The sequence below is a fragment of the Rhodococcus sp. AB351 genome, from assembly GCF_049538275.1.
Taxonomy (GTDB): domain Bacteria; phylum Actinomycetota; class Actinomycetes; order Mycobacteriales; family Mycobacteriaceae; genus Rhodococcus.
The window spans coordinates 255256-278957 of the sequence record NZ_JBMVFW010000004.1 but is presented as its reverse complement, the minus strand read 5'-3'; the positions used below and the strand labels follow the sequence as shown (position 1 = coordinate 278957).

General features: G+C 67.8%; 20 protein-coding genes and 2 tRNA genes. 18 read left to right on the top strand and 4 right to left on the bottom strand.

The window, feature by feature from the left end:
• Positions 1-189: 189 nt before the first annotated feature.
• From gyrB to ACPCXD_RS11760, 13 genes are all read left to right on the top strand, one after another.
• Complete coding sequence (gene gyrB, locus ACPCXD_RS11820) at positions 190-2226, top strand: DNA topoisomerase (ATP-hydrolyzing) subunit B (protein WP_423659681.1); 2037 nt, start codon at positions 190-192, stop codon at positions 2224-2226.
• 350 nt (positions 2227-2576) lie between these two features.
• Positions 2577-6242 (top strand): sensor histidine kinase, encoded by a 3666-nt coding sequence (locus ACPCXD_RS11815; RefSeq protein WP_423659679.1) that lies wholly within the window; start codon positions 2577-2579, stop codon positions 6240-6242.
• Positions 6239-6655, top strand: a complete 417-nt coding sequence (locus ACPCXD_RS11810; RefSeq protein WP_006550917.1) for a roadblock/LC7 domain-containing protein — start codon at positions 6239-6241, stop codon at positions 6653-6655. The genes ACPCXD_RS11815 and ACPCXD_RS11810 overlap by 4 nt, the downstream gene beginning before the upstream one ends.
• Positions 6656-6668: 13 nt before the next feature.
• Positions 6669-7043, top strand: coding sequence for a DUF742 domain-containing protein (locus tag ACPCXD_RS11805; RefSeq protein WP_006550918.1), 375 nt, complete (start codon positions 6669-6671; stop codon positions 7041-7043).
• Positions 7044-7056: 13 nt separating this feature from the next.
• Positions 7057-7611, top strand: coding sequence for a GTP-binding protein (locus ACPCXD_RS11800; RefSeq protein ID WP_016691076.1), 555 nt, complete (start codon positions 7057-7059; stop codon positions 7609-7611).
• On the top strand, positions 7611-8423 hold the full coding sequence (locus tag ACPCXD_RS11795; protein ID WP_016691077.1) for an MHYT domain-containing protein: 813 nt from the start codon (positions 7611-7613) through the stop codon (positions 8421-8423). Before ACPCXD_RS11800 ends, ACPCXD_RS11795 begins: the two co-directional genes overlap by 1 nt.
• 145 nt (positions 8424-8568) lie before the next feature.
• Positions 8569-9408, top strand: a complete 840-nt coding sequence (locus ACPCXD_RS11790) for an MHYT domain-containing protein (RefSeq protein WP_423659676.1) — start codon at positions 8569-8571, stop codon at positions 9406-9408.
• A gap of 160 nt (positions 9409-9568) precedes the next feature.
• Positions 9569-10375, top strand: coding sequence for an MHYT domain-containing protein (locus ACPCXD_RS11785; protein ID WP_232622078.1), 807 nt, complete (start codon positions 9569-9571; stop codon positions 10373-10375).
• Between the two features lie 148 nt (positions 10376-10523).
• Positions 10524-13028 carry a DNA gyrase subunit A gene (gyrA, locus tag ACPCXD_RS11780; protein WP_423659674.1) on the top strand — a complete coding sequence of 835 codons (2505 nt, stop codon included), beginning with the start codon at positions 10524-10526 and terminating at the stop codon, positions 13026-13028.
• Entirely contained in the window at positions 13029-14246 is a 1218-nt protein-coding gene (locus tag ACPCXD_RS11775; RefSeq protein WP_423659672.1) for a DUF3566 domain-containing protein, read from the top strand.
• Positions 14247-14321: 75 nt separating this feature from the next.
• Positions 14322-14395, top strand: a tRNA-Ile gene (locus tag ACPCXD_RS11770).
• A 137-nt stretch (positions 14396-14532) separates the two neighbouring features.
• A tRNA-Ala gene (locus ACPCXD_RS11765) sits at positions 14533-14605 on the top strand.
• A 99-nt stretch (positions 14606-14704) separates the two neighbouring features.
• Positions 14705-15136, top strand: a complete 432-nt coding sequence (locus ACPCXD_RS11760; protein ID WP_423659670.1) for an SAM-dependent methyltransferase — start codon at positions 14705-14707, stop codon at positions 15134-15136.
• A gap of 42 nt (positions 15137-15178) precedes the next feature.
• Here the strand turns inward: ACPCXD_RS11760 and ACPCXD_RS11755 are convergent, their stop codons facing one another.
• Genes ACPCXD_RS11755 through ACPCXD_RS11745 form a run of 3 tightly spaced genes read right to left on the bottom strand, consistent with a single transcriptional unit; the run spans position 15179 to position 17587 of the window.
• A complete protein-coding gene (locus ACPCXD_RS11755; RefSeq protein ID WP_423659668.1) occupies positions 15179-15751 on the bottom strand; it encodes a TetR/AcrR family transcriptional regulator in 573 nt (190 codons plus the stop codon).
• A 31-nt stretch (positions 15752-15782) separates the two neighbouring features.
• A complete protein-coding gene (locus tag ACPCXD_RS11750; protein WP_423659666.1) occupies positions 15783-16460 on the bottom strand; it encodes an ABC transporter ATP-binding protein in 678 nt (225 codons plus the stop codon).
• Positions 16457-17587: an ABC transporter permease gene (locus tag ACPCXD_RS11745; protein ID WP_423659664.1), complete on the bottom strand. Its 1131-nt coding sequence runs from the start codon at positions 17585-17587 to the stop codon at positions 16457-16459. The genes ACPCXD_RS11750 and ACPCXD_RS11745 overlap by 4 nt, the downstream gene beginning before the upstream one ends.
• Positions 17588-17732: 145 nt before the next feature.
• Here ACPCXD_RS11745 and ACPCXD_RS11740 point away from each other — a divergent pair, with 145 nt between their 5' ends.
• The 4 genes from ACPCXD_RS11740 (at position 17733) to ACPCXD_RS11725 (ending at position 21020) form a co-directional block, all read left to right on the top strand.
• Positions 17733-18236: a hypothetical protein gene (locus ACPCXD_RS11740; RefSeq protein ID WP_160877067.1), complete on the top strand. Its 504-nt coding sequence runs from the start codon at positions 17733-17735 to the stop codon at positions 18234-18236.
• Positions 18237-18310: 74 nt separating this feature from the next.
• Complete coding sequence (locus ACPCXD_RS11735; protein WP_160877065.1) at positions 18311-18817, top strand: copper chaperone PCu(A)C domain-containing protein; 507 nt, start codon at positions 18311-18313, stop codon at positions 18815-18817.
• Positions 18810-19985 carry a Dyp-type peroxidase gene (locus ACPCXD_RS11730; RefSeq protein ID WP_423659663.1) on the top strand — a complete coding sequence of 392 codons (1176 nt, stop codon included), beginning with the start codon at positions 18810-18812 and terminating at the stop codon, positions 19983-19985. Before ACPCXD_RS11735 ends, ACPCXD_RS11730 begins: the two co-directional genes overlap by 8 nt.
• A gap of 45 nt (positions 19986-20030) precedes the next feature.
• A complete protein-coding gene (locus ACPCXD_RS11725) occupies positions 20031-21020 on the top strand; it encodes a R2-like ligand-binding oxidase (protein WP_423659661.1) in 990 nt (329 codons plus the stop codon).
• On the opposite strand, the gene ACPCXD_RS11720 is transcribed toward ACPCXD_RS11725, so the two are convergent.
• Complete coding sequence (locus ACPCXD_RS11720; RefSeq protein WP_120280959.1) at positions 21021-22130, bottom strand: DUF7159 family protein; 1110 nt, start codon at positions 22128-22130, stop codon at positions 21021-21023.
• 215 nt (positions 22131-22345) lie between these two features.
• On the opposite strand from ACPCXD_RS11720, the gene ACPCXD_RS11715 reads away from it, so the two are divergent.
• The gene (locus ACPCXD_RS11715; RefSeq protein ID WP_160877061.1) at positions 22346-23638 is read left to right on the top strand and encodes a lipase family protein; all 1293 of its coding nucleotides are present in this window, start codon (positions 22346-22348) and stop codon (positions 23636-23638) included.
• The last annotated feature ends 64 nt before the right edge of the window (positions 23639-23702 follow it).

Genomic DNA, 23702 nt, shown 5'->3' with positions numbered 1-23702 from the left:
AGGGGCGAAAATCGGAGCGCGTAGGAAATCACGCTGTCCGGGTCGCAAAGGGGCCGCTACGGGGACGTCAGCGGTGCGGAACGCCCGCTTTCGTGTCCACCCCGGCACAAGGCTCACGGGCACGTAGGATGGACAGGAATGCGTCGCGCGCGTGCGCGGGGCCGATCGGAGAAGGAGAGCTACCCACCCGTGGCTGCCCAGAAGTCGAACAACAACAAGAGTGAGTACGGTGCGTCGTCCATCACCGTCCTCGAGGGTCTCGAGGCGGTGCGCAAGCGCCCCGGTATGTACATCGGTTCCACCGGAGAGCGTGGCCTGCACCACCTGATCTGGGAGGTCGTCGACAACTCCGTCGACGAGGCCATGGCCGGTTACGCGTCGAAGGTGGAGGTCACCCTCCTCGCCGACGGCGGCGTCCAGGTCGTCGACGACGGTCGCGGTATCCCCGTCGGTATGCACGCCTCCGGCGCCCCCACGGTCGAGGTCGTCCTCACCCAGCTCCACGCCGGCGGCAAGTTCGACTCCGATGCCTACGCCGTCTCCGGCGGTCTGCACGGTGTCGGTATCTCCGTGGTGAACGCCCTGTCCACGACCCTCGAGGTCGAGATCGACAACGACGGCTACCACTGGGAGCAGACGTACACCGCCTCGAAGCCGGGCGAGCTCGTCCGCGGCGAGGCCACCAAGCGGACCGGTACCACCGTCCGTTTCTGGCCGGACCCGGAGATCTTCGAGACCACGACGTTCAACTTCGAGACCGTCGCGCGTCGCCTGCAGGAGATGGCGTTCCTCAACAAGGGACTGACCATCACCCTCACCGACGAGCGTGTCGCGCCCGAAGAGGTCACCGACGAGGACGTCCCGGAGACCGCCGAGGCACCGAAGACCGCCGAGGACCAGGCCGTCGAGGCCGCCGAGCCCGAGGTGCACAAGGTCAAGGTCCGCACCTACCACTACCCGGGTGGTCTCGAGGACTACGTGCGCCACATCAACCGCACGAAGACGCCGATCCACAACTCGGTCGTCGGGTTCACCGCCAAGGGCACCGGTCACGAACTCGAGGTCGCGATGCAGTGGAACTCGGGTTACTCCGAATCCGTCCACACCTTCGCCAACACCATCAACACCCACGAGGGCGGCACGCACGAGGAAGGCTTCCGTGCGGCGCTGACCACGGTCGTCAACCGTTACGCGAAGGACAAGAAGCTCCTCAAGGAGAAGGATCCGAACCTCACGGGCGACGACATCCGCGAGGGTCTCGCGGCCATCATCTCCGTCAAGGTCGGTGAGCCGCAGTTCGAGGGCCAGACGAAGACCAAGCTCGGCAACACCGAGGTGAAGTCCTTCGTGCAGAAGGCGTGCAACGAGCACATCTCGCACTGGTTCGAGGCCAACCCGGCCGATGCGAAGACGATCGTCACCAAGGCCGTGTCGTCGGCGCACGCCCGCGTCGCCGCCCGTAAGGCGCGCGAGCTCGTCCGCCGCAAGAGCGCGACCGACATCGGTGGTCTGCCCGGCAAGCTGGCCGACTGCCGGTCGAAGGATCCGAGCAAGTGCGAGATCTACATCGTGGAGGGTGACTCCGCAGGTGGGTCCGCCAAGTCGGGTCGCGACTCGATGTACCAGGCGATCCTTCCGTTGCGCGGCAAGATCATCAACGTCGAGAAGGCCCGTATCGACAAGGTGCTCAAGAACGCCGAGGTCCAGTCGATCATCACGGCGTTCGGTACCGGCATCCACGAAGAGTTCGACATCGCGAAGCTGCGCTATCACAAGATCGTCCTGATGGCCGACGCCGACGTCGACGGTCAGCACATCGCGACGCTGCTGCTCACGCTGCTGTTCCGCTTCATGCGCCCGCTGGTCGAGGAAGGTCACGTCTTCCTGGCGCAGCCGCCGCTGTACAAGCTCAAGTGGCAGCGCAGCGAGCCGGAGTTCGCGTACTCGGACCGTGAGCGCGACGCCCTGCTCGAGGCGGGCCTCGCCGCGGGCAAGAAGATCAACAAGGACGACGGTATCCAGCGTTACAAGGGTCTCGGTGAGATGAACGCCAAGGAACTGTGGGAGACCACGATGGATCCGAGCGTCCGCGTCCTGCGTCAGGTGACCCTCGACGACGCCGCCGCGGCCGACGAGTTGTTCAGCGTCCTCATGGGCGAGGACGTCGCGGCACGACGGAGCTTCATCACCCGTAACGCGAAGGATGTCCGCTTCCTCGACGTCTGATCACGGCCGGCCCCGCCGGAGAACTGCATGCGAATCCCCGCTGTGTCGTACATCACGGCGGGGATTCGCATGTCGTGCGCCCGGAAGTGGGAAGGGCCGTTAGCCTTCTTCGTTACTCGTGAGTACACTCCTATCGGCCATCTGTACGTGTGGCTGCCGACGAGGGGGCCGGGGCAGCGCGGGGGTACGGGAAGAACTCACTCTTCCGTATCCGCTGTATGTCCCGATATGGTGCCCTCACCCGAAACGTCTCGTTCGACTGCACTCGATCGAAAACGCGCTCATCGGAGTGCAGTGCCGACTGGTGTTCGTCGCCCGGCGCGGACGGGGTGGAAGGAGAGCTGTGATCCATGAGTGACAAGTCGCCGCCCCAGCAGCGGTGGTGGAACATCGAGGGGTGGGGTCTTCGCAGGAAGGTCACCGCTGTTCTCGCTGTCCCCGTGACCGTGGCAATGGTCCTCGGTGGTCTTCGGGTCGAGAACGAGCTCAGCAACGCCGTCCACTTCTCGTCCGCAGCCGATCAGGTTGCGGCCGTGCCGGACATCGTCGATTTCTCGACGGCGTTCGCCACCGCCACCGCGGATGCCGCGGTCGGAACGGCGACCCCCGAGGAAATGGCGGCTCTCGGTGACGCTTTCGGCACGATCGCCTCGATCACGGAGAACCCCGAGCTCGATCCCGCCGTGACCGCCGACCTCAGCCGCACCGCCGCCACGGCCCAGTCGCTCTACACGAAGATCCAGGCGGGTCCGGTGCCGATCGAGGAGATCGGTGCCGTCACCAACGAGGTGCGCGACAGCCTCAACCGTATCGTCGAGGCCATCCTCGGCGAGGTCGAGGACCGCGAGATCATCGGTTACGGCGACCAGCTGATCAACGCGTGGTACTCGCAGCGCTACCTCTTCGGTCAGGTTCTCGGTCTGCTCCAGCTGATCGGCGACCCGACCCAGCCCGGCACCGCCCTGGTGTCGGCGTCCGGTGCCGAGCTCGCGATGCTCGATCTGCTCGCCCGCTCCTACCCCATGGCCGACGCGCAGATCGCGGAACTCCGGTCCGGCGTCCAGGAGCGCGCCGACATGGTCGACGCGGCCGGTTCGGGCCCGCTCCCGATTCTCAACCTCCGCGCGTCGTTGCTCAACAGTGTCGACATCTACGGCACCATCATCGAAGAAGCGTCGAACCAGGTCAGCACCACCATTCAGGAACGCGCGGCGGAAACCCGCTCGGCTGCGCTCCGCGATACCGCGATCGTGCTCGCGGCCCTGCTCGCGGCACTCGTGCTCGCACTGCTCGTGTCGCGTTCGCTCGTCGGGCCGATCCGTCGTCTGCGCTACGGCACCCTGAAGGTGGCGCGGCAGGAGCTTCCCGAGGCGATCGACCGAATCAAGGTCGGCGACAACATCGAGGACATCGAGTTCACCCGCGTCCCGGTGCACACCACCGAGGAGATCGGGCAGCTCGCTCGCGCGGTCGACGACATGCACGGGCAGGCTCTGCGCCTCGCCGGCGAGCAGGCCCACCTGCGTCTGCAGATCAGCGACATGTTCGAGACGCTCGCGCGTCGGTCGAAGTCGCTCGTGGAGCAGCAGCTCGGTCTCATCGAACGACTCGAGTACGAGGAGAAGGACCCCGCTCGACTCGAGAGCCTGTTCCGTCTCGACCACCTCGCCGCGCGTATGCGTCGTAACGGCGACAACCTGCTGATTCTCTCCGGTACGCGCATGCGTCGTGGTCACTCCGCGCCCGTTCAGCTCGGCGACATCCTGCGCGCCGCGATGTCGGAGGTCGAGGATTACCAGCGCGTGCAGATCGGCTCGACGCCCGACGGTGCTCTCAGTGGCGCGGTCGCGACCGACATCGTGCACCTCCTGGCCGAGCTGGTCGACAACTCGTTGCGTGCGTCACCGCCCGACAGCAACGTCACCTTCAGCTTCGCGCGTGCCGTCGACGGCGGTCTGCTCGTCGAGATCGCCGACCGCGGTATCGGTATCCCGGCCGACGAACTCGAGGTCATCAACCAGCGTCTCGCCAAGGGCGGCGAGGTCGGTCCGGACACCGCACGCCACATGGGTCTGTTCGTGGTGTCGCGACTCGCCGAGCGGCACGGTCTCACCGTGCGTCTGCGCCCGACCTTCGACACCGCACGCAACCCGGGTATCACCGCGAGCGTCCACATCCCGGACGTCCTGCTGGTCTCCCCGTTGGCGTTGTCGCACACCGGTCCTCAGACTCGCATCGAGATCGAGGCGGAGGAGTACTCGGCACCGCCGGCGCTCTCGGCGCCCGTCGCACAGCAGGGTCTGCCCGCGGGCGACGAACAGCACGAATACGCGACATCGCAGGCCGGCTCCGTCGACGACGTCCGTGCGGACGAGTCCGAGGATGCCTACGCCGACAACGGTTACGCGAACAACGGCTACGCCGACGATGTCGACGAGAGCGCTTCCGCTGTACGGGATACGGAGCCGTCCTACGAGGACGAGCGACGCGACGAGCCGCAGCGCGAAGCGGGACGGAACGAGTTCGCCCAGTCCGCGCAGTCCGCGTCGTCGTTCCAGGCACCGCCGTCCCGCGAGCCTCAGGGCCCGCCGCCGCGCGACCCGCAGGGACCGTCGCCCCGCGACAATCAGGCACCGTCGCCCCGCGACAATCAGGTACCGCCGGCATCCCGCGAGTTCGGTCCGTCGGGTCTTCCGCAGCGTCGCCCCGGTGGAACCCCGGGCCTGCCCACGCGTCAGCCGGGCGAGACGCCGGGTCTTCCGACTCCGCCCCGGTCGCCGCAGCCGCGCCGGATCGAACCGGATGCCGCAGCAGCCTTCGCGTCGTCACTGCCTCCGCGCGGTCCTCGTCGCGGACCGGACGAGACCAACGGTCACTCGTTCGACGGCCGCAACGGTGATGGACGAAACGGCGACGGCCGCATCGGTGCCGGTCCGCGACCCGACGCCGATCAGGGCCGCCGGGAAGGACTTTCGGGTCTTCCGCAGCGTCGCCCCGGTTCCACACCGGGTCTGCCGCCGACGGATTCCGCACCCACCCGCGACACGCGGCAGGACCAGCCGCAGGGACGGGACGCCCAGCAGGGTTCGGCGCATCGCGCACCGGCCCCGCCGCAGCGACCCGCGTCCCCCGGTCTTCCGCAGCGCCGGCCGGGTGCAACTCCCGGCCTGCCGGGACGGGCTGCCGGATCGTCCCCGTCCGTTCCGCAGAACCGGCTGCAGCAGCAGCCGTCGGCGGGACCGCTCGCAGGTGGCGACTCCGTGGGCCGGCCGGACGCACCGAACCGTCCCGACCTGCCCCAGCGCGCACCCGCGCAGGATGCACAGCGCGCACCCGCGCAGGACGCGGACCGCCGGCAGCAGGAACCCTCGTCGGGTCTCCCGCAGCGCCGTCCGGGCAGCACGCCCGGTCTGCCGCGTCGTCAGCCGGGGAGCACACCGGGGCTTCCGCAGCGACCCGCTGCGGCCACCAACGGTTCCGAACCCGATTCGGCCGCAACGGTCTCCGGTCCGAGCATCGCCGACGGCGGCTCCGTCTCGCCGCACAGCGATGCACAGCAGGCGGCCCGCCATCGTTACCGAACCAACTCGGCGAAGACGGCATCGTTCTTCCAGCCTCGGTCCGACCTCGCGTCGGCCCGTCCGCAGCCGGCGAACACCCCGATCTTCACCACGATGATGTCGGACTGGCTCGTCGACCCGACGAGTCTTCCGGAGGACCGCAGGAAGCGGGAATGGCACTCCGCCGCGGACGCGGGATGGGAAGCCGCACAGCGTGCTACCGAGGCCCCCGTGGAGGAGCACACCACCGCGGGTCTTCCGCGGCGCGCTCCCGGTGAACGTCTGGTGCCGGGTGCCGTTCGGGCACCGGCAACGGGTGAGCTGCCGAGGACCATTCGACGTCGGGACCCGGAAGCCATCCGGGCCAACTTGAGCCGCCATCAGCAGGGTGTCCGCAACGGACGCGCCTCGGCGAATTCCAGCAATCGCGAGAACGACGAACAGGGAGTTCGATGAATATTGATCATGGATCCGACGCAGCTCGTCCATTGGACTGGTTGGTTTCCAACTTCGCGCGCGAAGTCCCGGGTGTCTCGCATGCCGTGCTCGTGTCCGCCGACGGTCTGCTCATGGCCGCCAGCGCCCACCTCCCGGTGGATCGTGCCGAGCAGCTCGCTGCGGTGACCTCGGGTCTGGCCAGCCTGTCCAACGGTGTGTCGCAGCTGTTCGACGGTGGGGGTGTGCTGCAGTCCGTCGTGGAGATGCAGCACGGCTACCTGCTGCTGATGAGCGTCGGCGACGGCTCGCACCTGGCGGCTCTGACCGCCTCCGAGTGCGACATCGGACAGGTCGGTTACGAGATGGCGCTCCTGGTCGATCGAGTGGGTGCTTCGGTCGAAGCCACCCCGCGGGTCGGTCTAGGGTCCTGACGTCGAGGTGGCCATGGAATCGCGGAAGCCGGAGTCGGTGCCGGACCAGCCCAGTCTGGTCCGGCCCTACTCCCTGACTTCGGGACGTACGAGTCCTGCGGTCGAACTGGCGTTGGAGGCGCTCATCCAGGCCATTCCGGGAACCGACGATCGGTCCCGGGATCTGGACAACATCAACGCCACGATCCTGGAGCTGTGCAAGGAATCACCCTCCGTCGCGGAGATCGCCGCGCGCGTGGGGGTGCCGATCGGCGTGGCACGCGTGCTCGTCGCCGATCTCGTCGAAGCCGGACACGTACAGATCCTGGCCACGCTGAAAGACGATTCGAGCGACGCGGAGCGTCGTGAGCTGATTGAAAGGGTCCTCAGTGGACTTCGCGAACTCTAACGCCACGAAGCGCGTGACCTCGACCAAGATCGTGATCGCCGGAGGCTTCGGCGTCGGTAAGACGACTCTGGTCGGGGCGGTGTCGGAAATCGTGCCGCTTCGTACCGAGGCGCTCGTGACGAACGCCAGCGACGGCGTCGACAACCTCTCTGCGACACCGCAGAAGGCGACCACCACGGTCGCCATGGACTTCGGTCGTATCAGTCTGGCCGACGACCTCGTCCTCTATCTGTTCGGCACGCCCGGACAGCACCGCTTCTGGTTCATGTGGGACGACCTGATCCGCGGCGCCATCGGTGCGATCGTGCTGATCGATACGCGTCGCCTGGACGAGAGCTTCGCCGCCGTCGACTTCTTCGAGGCGCGCAATCTCCCGTTCATCGTCGCCATCAACGAATTCGACGATGCTCCCCGGTATCCGCTCGAGGACATCCGTCAGGCGATGGCGATCTCGGCGGACGTGCCGATCGTGTCGATCGACGCGCGCGCACGCGAGTCGGCGAAGCAGGCTCTGGTCACCGTCACCGAATACGCCCTGCGGAAGCTGCACCAGCCGGTGACCCAGTAATGGGGGAGGGCCTCGAACTCTTCACGATGGGCTCGTGGGTCACGGTCCTCGCCTATCTGACCTCGGCGATCGGGGTGTTCGTCGGGGTCACCGGTGCTCGACGGGTCCGCACCACCTCCAGTGACCGATTGCGTTCGTACTGGATGATTCTCGCGGCTCTGGTGAGCGGTGGCGTGGGTGTCTGGCTCGCCATGTTCCTGCCGATGGCAGGCTTCAACGTCGAGGACAGCGTGGTGCGGTTCGACACCGTCACCATCGTGTTCTCGATGCTCGTCGCGCTGGTGTCGGTGTACGTGGCGCTGCTCGTCGCGATCCCGAACAACGCTCCCGCCACCCTCGTCCGGACGGTCACGGGTGCTCTCGTGCTGGGCGCCGGCCTCGCGGGCGTGCCGTTCTCGGTCCTCGCAGCGGTGCGGATCCAGGGGTCGCTGACCTTCGATCCGCTCTGGGTCGCCGCAGCGGTGGGGCTGGCGATCGCGACGGCCGTGGGCTTCCTGGCCCAGGTGAAGACCGCGGACACGTGGCCCAAGCGCCTGCTGAGCAGCGCGTTGGCCGGTGCCGCCGTGATCGCGGTGCACTTCCTCGCCGCCGCGTCGGTCCGTGTGGAGATCGACCCCGCCGTGGTGGTTTCCGGTGGGATCGAGGTCTTCTCGATTCTCTTCCCGCTCTTCGTCGTCGGCCTGCTGCTGCTGGCCGTTCCGATCGTCCTGGTGCTCCAGGCTCCGGATCGTCTTGCGGCGGAGCTGGAAGAGGAATCCGAGCGGTGGGCGGCGGACGGCCCGGCAGAACCCGTCGACGGTCGGATCTTCTGAATATCGTCAGAACATGTTGTAAGTCAACATATCTGGTTGAAATCCCGGAAGTGGAGTAACCTTCTGCGCAGCGTCGGGGGTCGCTGTCGGTCTACTCGGCACGACACGGACCGATGCGCCGTGCGTGCCGCTTCCTGGGGGCAACATGTCGCACGAGGTTCACCATTTCTCCATGGGCGGTTGGCTTTTCGCTCTCGCCTACATCACGTCCGCAGTCGGGTGCTATGCCGGTCTGTCCTGTGCGCGCAAGGCTGCGAACGCATGGACGCCGGTCGCCCGGACCCGATGGACACTCATGGCAGCCCTGTCCATCGGGGGCGTCGGAATCTGGTTGATGCACTTCATCGGGATGATGGGTTTCGACGTACCCGGTTCCGCCATCCGTTACGACCTCGGGCTGACGCTGCTGTCGGTCGCGCTCGCCGTGACGGCCACCCTGTTCGGACTGCGGATCCTCGACACCGACGTGCAGTGGATCCGCGCGTTGCCGTCGGACGTCCGGCTCCTCATCGGTGGCGTGATCATGGGCTTCGCCGTCGCCGGCATGCACTACAGCGGTATGGCCGCGGTACGGATCCAGGGCGAACTCGAGCAGGGGCGGTCGTACGTCGCGGCGTCCGTGGCGATCGGTGTCGTCGCATCGATCGTCGCGCTGTGGCTGTCGCGGGTCGCGGAACGGCCCGCCGTGCGGATCCCGGCCGCCGCCGTCATGGGATGTGCCGTGGTGGCACTGCACTACACGGGCATGGCCGGGATCGCGGTGGCCGTCGATCCGTCCGCTCCGAATCCGGAGGGGATGACCATCATGACCCTGTTGTTCCCCGGCTTCATCATCGGCGTCGCGCTGCTCGCGGTGCCGGTCGTGGCTCTGATGGCATCGGCGAGCACTCAGGACCTCGAGCAGGAGCGGGAAGTGGCGACCTGGCTCGGTGGGGACGGCCCCGAGACGGTCTCCCGTCCTCACGGGCGACATGTGAAACGGTGATGTGATGTGAACGCCCACAGTGCGATAAGGTCTCTTACGCTGCTGGACAGTCGGGGTGCAGCTCGCATCGGGTAGGTCGTGGCGCGCGCCCTCCGAGCGCGGTGGTGACAGCGCGCCGCTGTGAGGACCTCACGTGTCGCACGACGTACACCATTTCTCCATGGGGATGTGGGTATTCTTCCTCTCCTACGCCACCGCCGTGATGGGCTCCTTCGTCGGATTGTCCTGCGTCCGGCGGTCGCTCGAAGAGCCGCGGCGCAGCGGCAACTGGTGGCTCCTCATGGCGTCGCTGTCCATCGGCGGCGTGGGCATCTGGCTCATGCACTTCATCGGCATGATGGGCTTCTCCGTGCCGGGTACGACCATCCGATACGAACTGGCACCGACGGTCTTCTCCGTCGTGCTCGCCGTCGTCGCGACGCTCGTGGGCCTGCGGATCGCCGACGTGCACGACGTCAGCAAGCACCGTGTACCCGAATCGGTGCGGTTGCTCATCGGTGGTCTGCTGATGGGCGCCGCGGTGAGCATGATGCACTACAGCGGCATGTTCGCCATCCGCATCCGGGGCACGATCTCACACGAGACGGGGTACGTGATCGCATCGGTGATCATCGGCGTCGTCGCCTCCACGGCCGCTCTCGCACTGGCCCGCCGCGCACGGCGTCTCGAGATCCGCGTCGTCGCGGCCTTCGTCATGGGATGCGCGGTCGTGGCACTGCACTACACCGGCATGGCCGGCGTGCGGGTCACCCTCGATCCGAGCATGGCCGCGCCGGAAGGCATGACCGTGATGTCGCTGCTGTTCCCGGCGTTCGTGCTCGGCATCATCGTCCTGGCCGTGCCGATCACCGCGCTGCTGCTCGCCTCCGACCCGGAGGACGCCGTGCGCGACGCCCGGCTCGAGCAGTGGGCGTCGGAGGTGGAACGGCAGGTGGACCGCGACCCGGTCACCGGATCCCACATGTGAGAGCTCGGTTCCGGACGGATCTCGGCATGTGAAGTGCCTGTCCTTCTCGGCATTGTCTGACCTGCACCTATAGACTCGTGTGGTTGCGAGACGTCCGTCGGGCCGAAGGCCGGAGCCGGGCGTGCGAGCCGAGTAGAAGAAGGAGCTCATGACCGACACCACGTTGCCTCCGGAGGGGCCGGGGCACGACCGCATCGAGCCCGTCGACATCCAGCAGGAGATGCAGAGCAGCTACATCGATTACGCGATGAGCGTGATCGTGGGCCGTGCTCTGCCCGACGTGCGTGACGGTCTCAAACCGGTGCACCGTCGCGTGCTCTACGCGATGTTCGACAACGGCTTCCGTCCCGACCGCGGGTACGTGAAGTCGGCGCGCGCGGTTGCCGAGACCATGGGCAACTACCACCCGCACGGCGACGCGTCGATCTACGACACGCTCGTGCGTCTGGCACAGCCGTGGTCGATGCGCTATCCGCTCGTCGACGGCCAGGGCAACTTCGGTTCCCGCGGCAACGACGGCGCCGCCGCCATGCGGTACACCGAGTGCCGGCTCACGCCGCTCGCGATGGAGATGCTGCGGGAGATCGACCACGAGACGGTCGATTTCCAGCCGAACTACGACGGCCGCACGCAGGAACCGACGGTTCTCCCCAGCCGTATCCCCAACCTGTTGATCAACGGTTCGGGCGGTATCGCGGTCGGTATGGCCACCAACATCCCGCCGCACAATCTCGGCGAGGTGGCGGAGGCCATCTACTGGGCGCTCGAGAACTTCGAGGCCGACGAGGAGACCACCCTCGCCGCCGTGATGGAGCGGATCAAGGGACCGGACTTCCCGACCGCCGGCCTGATCACCGGCTCGCAGGGCATCCACGATGCCTACACGACCGGTCGCGGATCGGTGAAGATGCGCGGCGTCGTGGAGATCGAAGAGGACTCCAAGGGCCGCACCAGCATCGTCATCACCGAGCTGCCCTACATGGTCAACCCGGACAACCTCATCACGTCGATCGCCGAGCAGGTCCGCGACGGCAAGATCGCGGGCATCTCCGACATCCACGACGAGTCGTCCGACCGCGTCGGCATGCGCATCGTCGTCACCGTCCGCCGCGACGCGGTGGCCAAGGTGGTTCTCAACAACCTCTACAAGCACACGCAGCTGCAGACGAGCTTCGGCTGCAACATGCTGTCGATCGTCGACGGGGTGCCGCGCACGCTGCGCCTCGACCAGATGATCCGGTTGTACGTCAACCACCAGATCGAGGTCATCGTCCGGCGTACGCGGTACCTGCTGCGCAAGGCCGAGGAACGCGCCCACATCCTGCGTGGCCTGGTCAAGGCCCTCGACGCGCTCGACGAGGTCATCGCGCTCATCCGCGCGTCGCAGACCGTCGACATCGCGCGTGCCGGCCTGATCGAGCTGCTCACGGTCGACGAGATCCAGGCCGACGCCATCCTGGCGATGCAGCTGCGTCGCCTCGCCGCCCTCGAGCGTCAGAAGATCGTCGACGACCTCGCCGAGATCGAGCGCGAGATCGAGGACTACAAGGACATCCTGGCCCGCCCCGAGCGGCAGCGTGCCATCGTCCGCGACGAGCTCAAGGAGATCGTCGACAAGTACGGCGACGAGCGTCGCACGCGACTCGTCGCGGCCGACGGCGATGTCAACGACGAGGACCTCATCGCACGCGAGGACGTCGTCGTCACCATCACCGAGACCGGCTACGCCAAGCGCACGCGCACCGACCTGTACCGCTCGCAGAAGCGCGGTGGCAAGGGCGTCAAGGGTGCCGAGCTCAAGCAGGACGACATCGTCAAGCACTTCTTCGTGACGTCCACGCACGACTGGCTGCTGTTCTTCACCACCAAGGGCCGCGTCTACCGCGCGAAGGCGTACGAGCTGCCCGAAGCGAACCGCACGGCGCGTGGTCAGCACGTCGCGAACCTGCTGGCCTTCCAGCCCGACGAGCGCATCCAGGGCGTCATCCGACTCAAGACCTACGAGGATGCGCCGTACCTGGTGCTCGCGACCCGCAACGGCCTGGTCAAGAAGTCCCGCCTGTCGGACTTCGACTCCAACCGTTCGGGCGGCATCGTCGCGATCAACCTGCGCGGCGACGACGAGCTCGTCGGCGCGGTGCTGTGCTCCGCCGACGACGATCTGCTGCTCGTCTCGCACCAGGGCCAGTCGATCCGCTTCTCGGCCACCGACGAGGCGCTGCGTCCGATGGGCCGCGCGACCTCCGGCGTGCAGGGCATGCGGTTCAACGGTGAGGACAAGCTGCTCTCGCTCAACGTCGTCAAGGAGGGCACCTACCTGCTGGTCGCTACCTCGGGTGGTTACGCCAAGCGCACCCCGATGGAGGACTACCCGGTCCAGGGCCGCGGCGGTAAGGGTGTTCTGACCATCCAGTACGACCGCAAGCGTGGCAACCTGGTCGGGGCGCGCATCGTCGAGGACGACGACGAGTTGTACGCCATCACCTCGAGCGGCGGTGTCATCCGCACTGCGGCGAAGCAGGTGCGCAAGGCAGGCCGTCAGACCAAGGGCGTGCGGCTCATGAACCTGGCCGAGGGCGATACATTGCTCGCGATCGCGCGCAACGCCGACGAGCCGGACGAAGCCGACGCAGCCGGAGCTAAGGAGTCGTAAGTGAGCACTCCCCAGGGACCGAACGGGGCCGATCGCGGGCAACCCGGTCGGAAGCCGGAGGACCGTACAGAGAACGAGGTGAAGCCCGAGAACAAGGGCACGCAGCAGGGCCCGGCCTCGGAGCAGAAACCGGCGCCGGAGAACCGGCCGTCGCAGGCGTCACCGGCCCAGCCTTCGCAGGCTCCTGGGGCACCGGCGGACCCGGCACCCGCGCAGGGTGCGGCCGACCAGCCGCCCGCAGCAGGGCAGAAGGCCGCCGAGCCGACGGCGAAAGCAGCGCAGGACACGCCTGTTCAGGGCGGCTCCCAGAAGTCCGGTGGTGCCTCGGCGGACGGCAAGAACGGGTCGGCTGCGGCCGATCAGCAAGCCACGGGTCAGCAGCGCACCACGCAGATGCCCCGCTCCGGCGGCCCGACCCCTCCCTGGCAGCGGGGAACGGCGTCGGCACAGTCGCAGTCGGGCGCTCCGCAGAACGCTCCGCAGACGAACGTTCCGGGTGTGGGTCCGGGTCTGTCCAAGCAGGCCGGCGCGCCTCAGCGTCCCGCTGCGGCCTCGGCCAAGGGTTCCGTGTCCGGAGGCCCGGCGCCGTCGACGCGTCCCGTCGTGACGGGTACAGCGGCTCCCAAGGCCGCCGGAGGGGCTCGCCCGGCCGGTGGCGCGGGCGATCGGGCTGCTGCGGCGAAGGCGAAGTCGGCGGTCATCGACGGCCCGACGCGGCACATCGAGCGCAAGGATCTCGCCAAGGACCTGCCGGATCTGTCCGCGGTGAAGCATCCGTCGGCCGGTTCGCCGAGCACGGGGGAGACCCCGCAGGTGAGTGCTCCTTCGACCACTGCGGTTCCCACGGCGATCCCCGCTACCGGACCGCTGCGGGCCACCGTGCAGATCCGCCGTATCGACCCCTGGTCGATGCTGAAGATCTCGTCGGTGATCTCGGTGTCGTTGTTCTTCGTGTGGATGATTGCCGTCGGCCTGCTCTACGGCGTGCTGGCCGGCATGGGGGTGTGGGAACGCCTCAACAGTGCGTTCACCGACATCGTCTCCGACGCCGGTAGCGGTGCGCTCGTCTCGGCCGGCCAGGTGTTCGGCTACGCGACGATCATCGGCATCGCCAACACGGTGTTGCTGACGGCTCTCGCGACCCTCGGTGCGTTCATCTACAACCTCTGCACCGATCTAGTGGGCGGCGTCCAGGCCACCCTCGCAGACCCCGATTGACCTGCAGGAACGCTGCCCCGCCGAGGCGATTTGTTTCCGGCGGCCCCGGTGGGGTAGTGTTCCATCTCGGTTCGAGGGCCTATAGCTCAGGCGGTTAGAGCGCTTCGCTGATAACGAAGAGGTCGGAGGTTCAAGTCCTCCTAGGCCCACTCCCGTGCCGGAAGGGTGATCGGAATGAAGGTTCTCGCACTCGTGGGAACCGGGATTCTGATCGTTCTCGGAATCGCTCGCGTGCTTCGGAGCGAAGACGAATGGCACGCGGTTCCCAGTCGCTGACGCGGCGGACGGGGCCTTAGCTCAGTTGGTAGAGCGCTGCCTTTGCAAGGCAGATGTCAGGAGTTCGAATCTCCTAGGCTCCACAATCACATGAATACAGGTAGAGGGCGTTTCCGATATTTCGGAAGCGCCCTTTCTCTGTTGCTTCCCCGGCCCGTGTGCCCACATTCCACACTCGAAGGGTGACACCCCGCCTCTCTCCGCGACTCGCCGAGATCGTCGCCGCGCTGCCGCTGGAGCCGCACCTGCGGGTGCTGGAGATCGGGTGCGGTCCCGGTGCCGCAGCACGGGCCGTCGCCGAACGGCTGACCACCGGACACATCCTCGCCGTCGACCGTTCCCGCACGGCGATCGACCAACTGATCGCCTCGTCCGGCGACCTCATCGCGTCGGGGCGGCTGAGTGCGCGCCACGTCGCCATCGAGGACTTCGTCGTAGGGGAGGGGGAGGAGCCGTTCGACCTCGTCTTCGCGATCAGGGTCGGTGCACTCGACGGTCGGCATCCCGAAGCCGGCAGGGTCGCTCTGGAGCGGATCGCGGCGGCGACACGGCCGGAGGCGCGCCTGTTCGTCGACGGTGGTGACCCGCTCCGGGAGCTTGGCATCCCGAGGTGATCGTGAACGGTCCCGAATCGACGGTCCGTTTCACGTGAAACATCAGGAGAGCGCGGTGGTGAGAACCCTGCGGATCGAGGAGCGCACCTCGTCGAGCTTGCGGCCGGATTCGATCAGTTCCGTGCCCTTGTGCACGAGGGCGGTGACGAGTTCGGCGTCGAGTTCGGGATCCGCGACTCCTCGGGCGCGCAGCGCCTCGACGAGGGGGAGGACCAGATCCTGGTGCATCGCGTGCATGCTCTCGTCGCTGAACGCCTGGGGCGTGAAGGTGGCGAGAGCACCGACGATCGCGTGTTCCCCCTCCGCGACCAGCTGCAGGTTGACGTCGATGTACGTCAGCACCCGCTCGGTCGGATCGGAGACCTTGTCCATCGCCTCGACCACGCGCTCGTTCCAGCGGGGGAACAGGTCGACGACGACTGCGTGCAGCAGGTCGTCGCGAGAATCGAAGTAGTTGTAGACGCTCGACCGTGCCAGACCGGCACGGCGGGCGACGTCGCCGAGGGAAGGTGCCTGTTCCGGCGTCTCGGCGAGGAGTTCGAGCGCTGCGTCGAGGAGGGCACGGCGCTGCGCGGCGCGATGCTCCGCGACCGTCGCTGCGGAAATCTTCGGCACCGCCGGCCCTCCTCGTTCAGGTGTCGATCACTCAGTCGTGTGGTCGAAGTCTTCCGTCGACCATCTCCAGCACGCGGTCGCAGTGCCGCAGGACTTCGTGGTCGTGGGTGACCATGATCGTAGCCACTCCGCTGGTGTGGGTTTCCCGTGCCAGCAGTTCGACGACCTCGTGGCTGCGTGTGCGATCGAGGGCCGCGGTGGGTTCGTCGACGAGCAGCAGCGACGGTTCGGCCATCAGAGCACGTGCGATGCCGACCCGCTGACGCTCACCGCCCGAGAGCTGTCCCGGACGACGGTCGGCGCGGTGCTCCATGCCCACCGAGGCGAGCAGTTCGGCGGGGTTCCGCCCGGGCCGTCCGGTGATCTTCTCGACGAGGAGCAGTTGATCGCGCGCCGTGAGGGCGGGGAGGAGGTTGCCGGACTGGAACACGAAACCGATGCGTTCGCGCCGCAGCTTCGTGGTGGCCTTCCGGTCGAGCTCGGTCAGGTCGATCCCGTCGACCTTCACGGTGCCGGAGGTGGGTCGGCTCAGGCCGCCCGCGACCGCCAGCAGGCTCGACTTGCCGGCGCCGGACGGGCCGACGATCGCGACGAGTTCGCCCGGCGCGACATCCAGGTCGACGTGGTCGAGGGCGTGGACCGTGCTGTCACCGTCGCCGAAGGACAGACAGACGTCGGCCAGGTCCAGACCCGTGGTGGTGACGGTCATCGATTCTCTCCCAGTGCTGCGAGCGGGTCGACGCGGACGATGCGGGTCACGGCGAGGGCGGCGCCGACGAGGCCGAGGACGACGAGCAGGACGGCGCCCTGCACGATCGGCCCGGTCTCGAGGACGAACGGCATGCCGCTGCCTTCGAGGCCCGATCCGAGACCGAGTCCGATGAGTACGCCGACGGCCACGGAGCCGACGAGCACGATCACGGCCTGCAGGAGCGAGTCGCGCAGGAGGAAGCCGGTGGAGGCACCCATCGCGCGGAGCACGGCGATCTCCCGGCTGCGCTGCACCGTCCAGATCGTGAAGAACGCTCCGACGACGAGGGCGGAGATCGCGTAGAGGAACGCGATGATCATCGACATCGTCATCATCTCGGCGCTGTAGCCGGGGGAGGCGTCGAACGATTCCTCGAGGGTCTTCGCGGCCGTACCGGCCTCGGTGTCGCCGGCGGCGAGGTCGGGCAGCGTTCCGCCGAGGCCCTCGATCGCGACCACGCTGGCTTCGGTGTACGCGCTCGGGGGGACCTGCTCACCGAGGCGGACGCCGGCGTGGATCTCCTGCCAGGTGTTCAGTGGCAGGTAGGCGACGTCGACGTGTCCGAAGGTGCGCTTGTCGGAGGTGAAGCCGACGACGGTCAACCGGGTGCCGAGACGATCGATGACGATGGTGTCGCCGAGTTCGACGCCGGTGTCGCGGGCGCTGTCGCTGAGGACGACGTCGGTGTCACCGCCGATCGGTGTCCCCTCGGCGACCGAGGGTTCGAGAAACGAGCCCGGCCGGATGCCGAACAGGGTGAGGTCGACGGGGACCCCACTGTCGGTCTTGGCGTTGACGATGGTGTTGCCGAACAGTTCGGCCCGGGCGACGTCCGGGCGGGCACGCCAGGCGTCGGCCTGGTCCTCCGTGACCACGGATCGGGAGAACGCGGAGTCGGTCTTGGTCCCCTCGGCGAAGGCGAACGCCTGGACGGGTGTGCGCTGCAGGGCGGAGACACCGTCGACGACGAGGCCGGACGACAGGCCGGACAGGATGACCATGAGGATCGAGATGAGCGCGACGACGGCGCCCATCAACAGGAAGCGGGTACGCGCGAACCACAGTTCGCGCAGGGCAAGAAACATGCGGAGTCCTTCGTGGGCTGGACCGGACAGGTACCCCCGATCTTCTCGACGGCACGTCGATATCTTACCGACATGCTGTCGGCATCTTTATGTGACTGTTACTACATTAGGTAGTAATTGCAGGTGAGAGAAGTATTCTGACCCCATGGCCGTCGACGTGGAGACCGTGAGGCGCATGCGCGCGGTCTTCGTGGGCGCAATATCGGTCACCCTGAGCATCGCCGCGCACGCCGTCGCGGGCGGTGCCGTGCCGCATCAGGACGTGCTGGTGTTCCTCGCCGGTTCGGCTGTCGCCTCCGGTCTGCTCGCCGCGGAGACCCGCCTTCCGGTGCCGCTGCTCCTCGTCCTCGCTCAGGTGACAGGGCACCTCGTGCTCGGACTGCACGACGGCCATCTGCACACCCCGACAGCCGGGATGCTCGTCGCCCACGTCGCCGCGGTCGCCGTGGCGGCTCTGCTCCTGCGCGGCGCCGAGAAGGGCTGCGAGGTGGCGCTCGCGGCCTTGCACCGGATGGTCCCCGAGCTGTTCCGCGCGCTGCCCGTGGCCGTCACGGAACCCACCCGCATCGCCCACCGGCCCCGTGTGGGCCCGGGGGTCCTGCTCGTCGGCGGGGTGGGAAGTCGCGGGCCACCCGCAGTTCTCCGCTAGGTCCCTCATTCGGTCGTCTCTCGACGACCGTTCGTTCGGCGTGCCCGTATGCCGCCACCGATCCACGGAGAATCATGAAGAAGACCCTGCTCTGCACCGCGAGCGTCGCCGTCGCCACCGCACTGTTCGCAACCGCCTGCGGATCCGAGACCACCACGACCTCGGCGGATGCCGTCGTCGTCGCCGATGCCTGGGTGAAGGCCTCCGACACCGGGATGACCGGAGCCTTCGCCGAGATCGAGAACACCGGAAGCGGCGACGTGCACATCGTGGGCGCGTCCAGCCCCTCGTCCGCCTCCACCGAACTTCACGAGATGGTGTCCGCGGAGGGCACCTCGATGGTCATGCAGGAGATGGGCGACGGGCTCGTCGTTCCTGCCGGGACCACCCACACCCTCGCTCCCGGCGGTGATCACCTCATGCTCATGGACCTCGCCGAACCTCTGAGGCCCGGCAGCACGGTGAGCTTCACGCTCGAGTTCGCGGACGGTTCCACCGAGGAGTTCACCGCCCAGGTCCGCGACTTCGCCGGAGCGCAGGAGGAATACGTGCCGGCCGACGGAGCGGCGCACGATGGCTAGGTTCACCCGACGCGCGTTGCTCGGGGGCGGTGTCGCAGCACTGGGTGCCGCGGGACTCGGCGCGGTCGGAGGTGGGACGGCGGTCGCGTCCCGCATCCCCGAACCGATCGGCGCGCGGACCGTGGAGATCCACGGCGCTCATCAGGCCGGTATCGACACCTCCGCGCAGTCGTTCGCGTCGTTCGTGGCACTGGACCTCGCCGAGGGTGTCGATCGTGACGGGCTCGTCGGGATCATGCGGGTGTGGGCCGAGGACGCCCGGCGGCTCACCACCGGGACACCGGCGTTGGGTGACACCGAACCCGAACTCGCCGTCGACCCGGCCCGGCTGACGGTCACCGTCGGCTACGGTCCCGCGGTCTTCGACGCCGCGGGCCTGACCGACCGGCGACCCGCGTGGCTGAAGCCGCTGCCGGCCTTCCCGATCGACCGGCTCGAGGAACGATGGTCGGGCGGCGACCTGCTGTTGCAGGTCTGCGCCGACGACCCGGTGACCGTCTCGCACGCGGTCCGCACACTCACCAAGAGTGTGCGATCGGTGGCGACGGTCCGTTGGATCCAGCGCGGATTCCGGCGTGCGGCCGGCACGCGACCCGACGGGACGACGATGCGCAACCTCATGGGGCAGGTCGACGGCACCGTCAATCCCGCGCCGCACAGCCCGGACTTCGACCGGCAGGTGTGGAATCCGGGCGACCCGCCGTGGATGGCCGGTGGCACCTCGCTCGTGTTACGCCGGATCCGCATGGAACTCGACACCTGGGACGAGCTGGACCGTCCCGCTCGGGAACTCGCCGTCGGCCGGCGACTGTCGAACGGTGCTCCGCTGACGGGCTCGGAGGAGCACGACGATGCCGACTTCGAGGCGACCGACCGGTTCGGCATCCCGGTGATCCCACCGGAATCGCACGTCGCGCGGGCGCGTCCCCGCACGGGCGACGAGCAGTTCCTGCGACGGGGGTACAACTACGACGACCAGGACGGCGCCGGACTGTTGTTCGCCGCCTACCAGGTGGACGTGGAGCGTCAGTTCGTCCCGGTGCAGCAGCGCCTCGCCGAACACGACGCGCTGAATCCGTGGATCACCCCGATCGGGTCGGCCGTCTTCCTCCTCCCGCCGGGTTTCGGTCCCGACGGCTATCCCGGTGACGTCCTGCTGGGTGTCTGAGACAAGTCCGCGACGGATGTGGAATCGAGGTCTAGCCTCGATTGTGTGACCGAGATTACACAGATACGTCAAGGCTTCGCGTCGCTGCGGGAAGGCGGTCTGAATTGGGACGCCTTCCCGCTGCGTCTGTTCGCGAAGGGCAACGCAGCACATTGGGACCCGATGGACATCGACTTCTCCCACGACGCCGACGACTGGGCCTCGCTCAACTCCGAGCAGCGCCGCAGTTCGACCTATCTGGTCGCGTTGTTCGTCGCCGGTGAGGAGGCCGTCACGCAGGACATCCTCCCGTTCCTCCGCGCGATGGAGGTGGAAGGGCGGCTGGGCGACGAGATGTACCTGACGCAGTTCTGTTACGAGGAGGCCAAGCACGTCCAGGTGTTCCGTCGCTGGATGGATACCGTGGGACTGACGTCCGACCTGCATCCCTTCGTCGCCGAGAATCCCTACTACCGGAAGCTGTTCTACGAGGAACTACCGCACAGCCTGCGCATCCTCGAGAGCGATCCGTCGCCGGCCAACCAGGTCCGCGCGAGCGTCACCTACAACCACGTCATCGAGGGCAGCCTCGCGCTGACGGGGTACTACGCGTGGCAGAAGGTGTGCACGAAGTTCGGGATCCTGCCGGGCATGCAGGAGATCATCCGGCGCATCGGCTCCGACGAGCGACGGCACATGGCCTGGGGCACGTTCACCTGCAGACGGCATGTGGCAGCGGACGATTCGAACTGGAACGTCGTGCTGCAGCGGATGGAGGAACTGCTTCCCCTCGCGACCGGCATGATCCAGTGGCAGAACGAGCAGTTCGACGAACAGCCCTACGGTCTCGACAACGACGAGTTCATCTCCTACGCGGCGGACCGGGCCCAGAGGCGGCTCGGCGCAATCGAATCCGCGCGCGGACGTCCGCTCGAGGAGATCGACCTCGATTACGCTCCCGCGGTGCTCGAGGAACGTTTCGGCGACGAGGACGCGGCCGCGCTCGCCGCGGTACCCACTCCCGATCGTGCCCCCGCGGAGCGAGCGGGGCAGTAGTCAGAGCAGCACGCCGACGACGAGCGCGATCAACACGAGAACGGCGACGACCCCGACGACCACCGTTCTCGTGTTGCCGCCGCTGCTGCTCTCTTCCTCGGTGTCGGCGGTGAGAACGGGAACGGGCGCGGACTCCTCCGCGGCGCCGCGCACGTCCGCGACGCCCTCGGCCTCGACACGCCGCTCCTCGAGTTCCCGCAGTCGCGCGAGACCACCGGTGAGAACGTCGGTTTCGTCGTAGGAGGGTGGTAGTCCGATCCGGGTCTTGTTGGTCTCCCGCGCCGGGGTGAACCCGGCCGCGAGGATTGCCGCGCCGAGCGCCGCGGTCTGCTCCGGGCCCGGCCCGACGAGGCTGCGCACCGTGAGCTTCGTGGCGAGGCTGTTCGCGATCTCCTGGATGTGGGTGCGGTCGCGGGCGACGAGACCGTCGCCCATGACGACGACGGCCTCGAGATTGTCCGGCATCCAGCCGAACGATCCGAGGGCCGTGGCGAGTTGGGCCGCCGGGGACGGAGCGCCCTGAGCGGGGGTGCGGTAGGCCTTGCCGGCGGGCACGCCCGAACGTACGAGGGTGACGGTCGAGCCGCCGTCGTCGAGATGGAAGACCCCCACGAGCTGTCCTGGGGTCTCGGATATCTCGGAGGCGTACCAGGCGGCGGCCGCCTGCGCGTCGGACACGAGGTCGACGTGGCGCAGATCCGCGTAGTCCAGGGCCGCGCGCAATGTCGCGATGGTGTGCGGATCCCAGTGCGACGGGTAGGTCGCGGCGTAGCCGGGATCGCTGTCGCGGTCCATGCCACCGAAGGTCGGCAGTGGGTGGCACTCCCGCAGCAGGCAGTGGATGGCGGTGGCCATCGCGTCCTCGGCGCGGTACATGCGACCGTCGCTCGCGGTGATGCCCGAGGCGTCGCCGACCCGCGTGAGGAAGCCCGCGATCGTGCGCGCTTCGTCCCCGTGCGCCACGCTGCCGAGCGACGTGTTGCCGTCGTGGTCGACGTGCAGGACGGAGTCGCGGGCGAGGACGACAGGGTCGGGAGTGCCGGGTTCGTTGGATGCGATGACCGCCGTGGACACGACTCGCCCGATCCGGAGGCCGACACCGATTGCCATGTCTTCCCTTCCTCGAGAGGCTGCTCGTCCGTCTTGCTGCCGAGGACCCGACTCGCTCCGGGTGCGCCGGACAAATGCACCGCTTCGGGCGCGAAGAACGATTGTGGCAGACAGGGAGGGAAGTGCCGATCTTACTTTCCGGTAAGTACGTGTTACAGTCCGTACCGCCGTGACGAGGGACACACGGCTCCGGTGGATCCAGGTGGAGGAACAACATGGTGGGGCGTGCTCGGAAGTGGATGGCCGCGGCGGTGACGTCGACGGTCCTCGTGGGCGGGCTTCTCGGAACCGCGACGACAGCGGGAGCCGAAACGGACTTCTATCTCCCGCCCGAACCGCTGCCGACGGGTGCCCCCGGCGACGTCCTGCGCACGGCACCGTCCGATCTGGCGCTGCGCGCGCCGGTCGCCGACGGCGTCTTCCCCGGTCAGGGCACCAAACTGCTGTATCGCAGCAACGACGCCAAGGGCGCGCCCAACGCGGTGAGCGGCACCTACATCGAGCCGTCGACGCCGTGGAACGGTCCCGGCGACCGTCCGCTCGTCGCGCTGGCCATCGGCACCCACGGTCAGGGTGACCAGTGCGCACCGTCCCGCAATCTCGGGGCGCTCGTGAACTACAACCCGCCCCTCGACTTCTTCACCGAATACGAGGTGCTGTCGATCAACGCGCTGCTGCTGCGCGGCATCGCCGTGGTCGTCACCGACTACGACGGTCTCGGTACGCCGGGGCACCACACCTACGTGAATCGCGCCGCCGAGGCCCACGCGGTGCTCGACTCGGTGCGTGCGGCACTGAAGCTCGAGAACGCGTCGGTGACGGAGAACAGCCCGGTCGGCCTGTTCGGTTACTCGCAGGGCGGCGGCGCGTCGGGCGCTGCGGCAGAGCTCGCTCCCGAGTACGCCCCCGAACTGAACCTCGTCGGTGCCTACGTGGGTGCTCCGCCCGCCGACCTGGTGGCCACGCTGAAGCAGATCGACGGCACGCTGCTCACCGGTGCCATCGGGTACACGATCAACGGCCTGGCCGACGCCTACCCGGAGATCCGCGACGAGATCGACGCCGAGGTCAGCGATCGCGGCCGCGAGATGCTCGCTGCCGTGGCGAACCAGTGCGTCCCGGAGACGGTCGCGAACTTCGCGTTCCAGCGCACCGGCGACTACACCCGCACGGGTGAGCCCCTCGACGTGGTGCTCGACCGCCTGCCGCAGGTCCAGAAGATCCTCGCGGAGCAGCGCATCGGCAACCGCACGCCGGCCGTGCCCGTCCTGCTCCAGCACGGCACACAGGACGACACCGTCCCCTACGGTCAGGGCCGTCAGCTGGCGCTGGACTGGTGCGACAAGGGCGCGACGGTGCAGTTCCTGCCCAACACGACGCCGCCGATCCTGCCCGGTTTCATCATCAACCACGCGGTGCCGATGATCGGCGGGCTGCCCGAGTCCGTCGCGTACATCGAAGCGCGACTGCGCGGTGAGCCCGCACCGTCGAACTGCGGAGCCTTCTGACGCTCCTTCGAATCCGCAGCCGATCCGGCCCGCACTCCCTTCCGGGGGTGCGGGCCGGATCCGT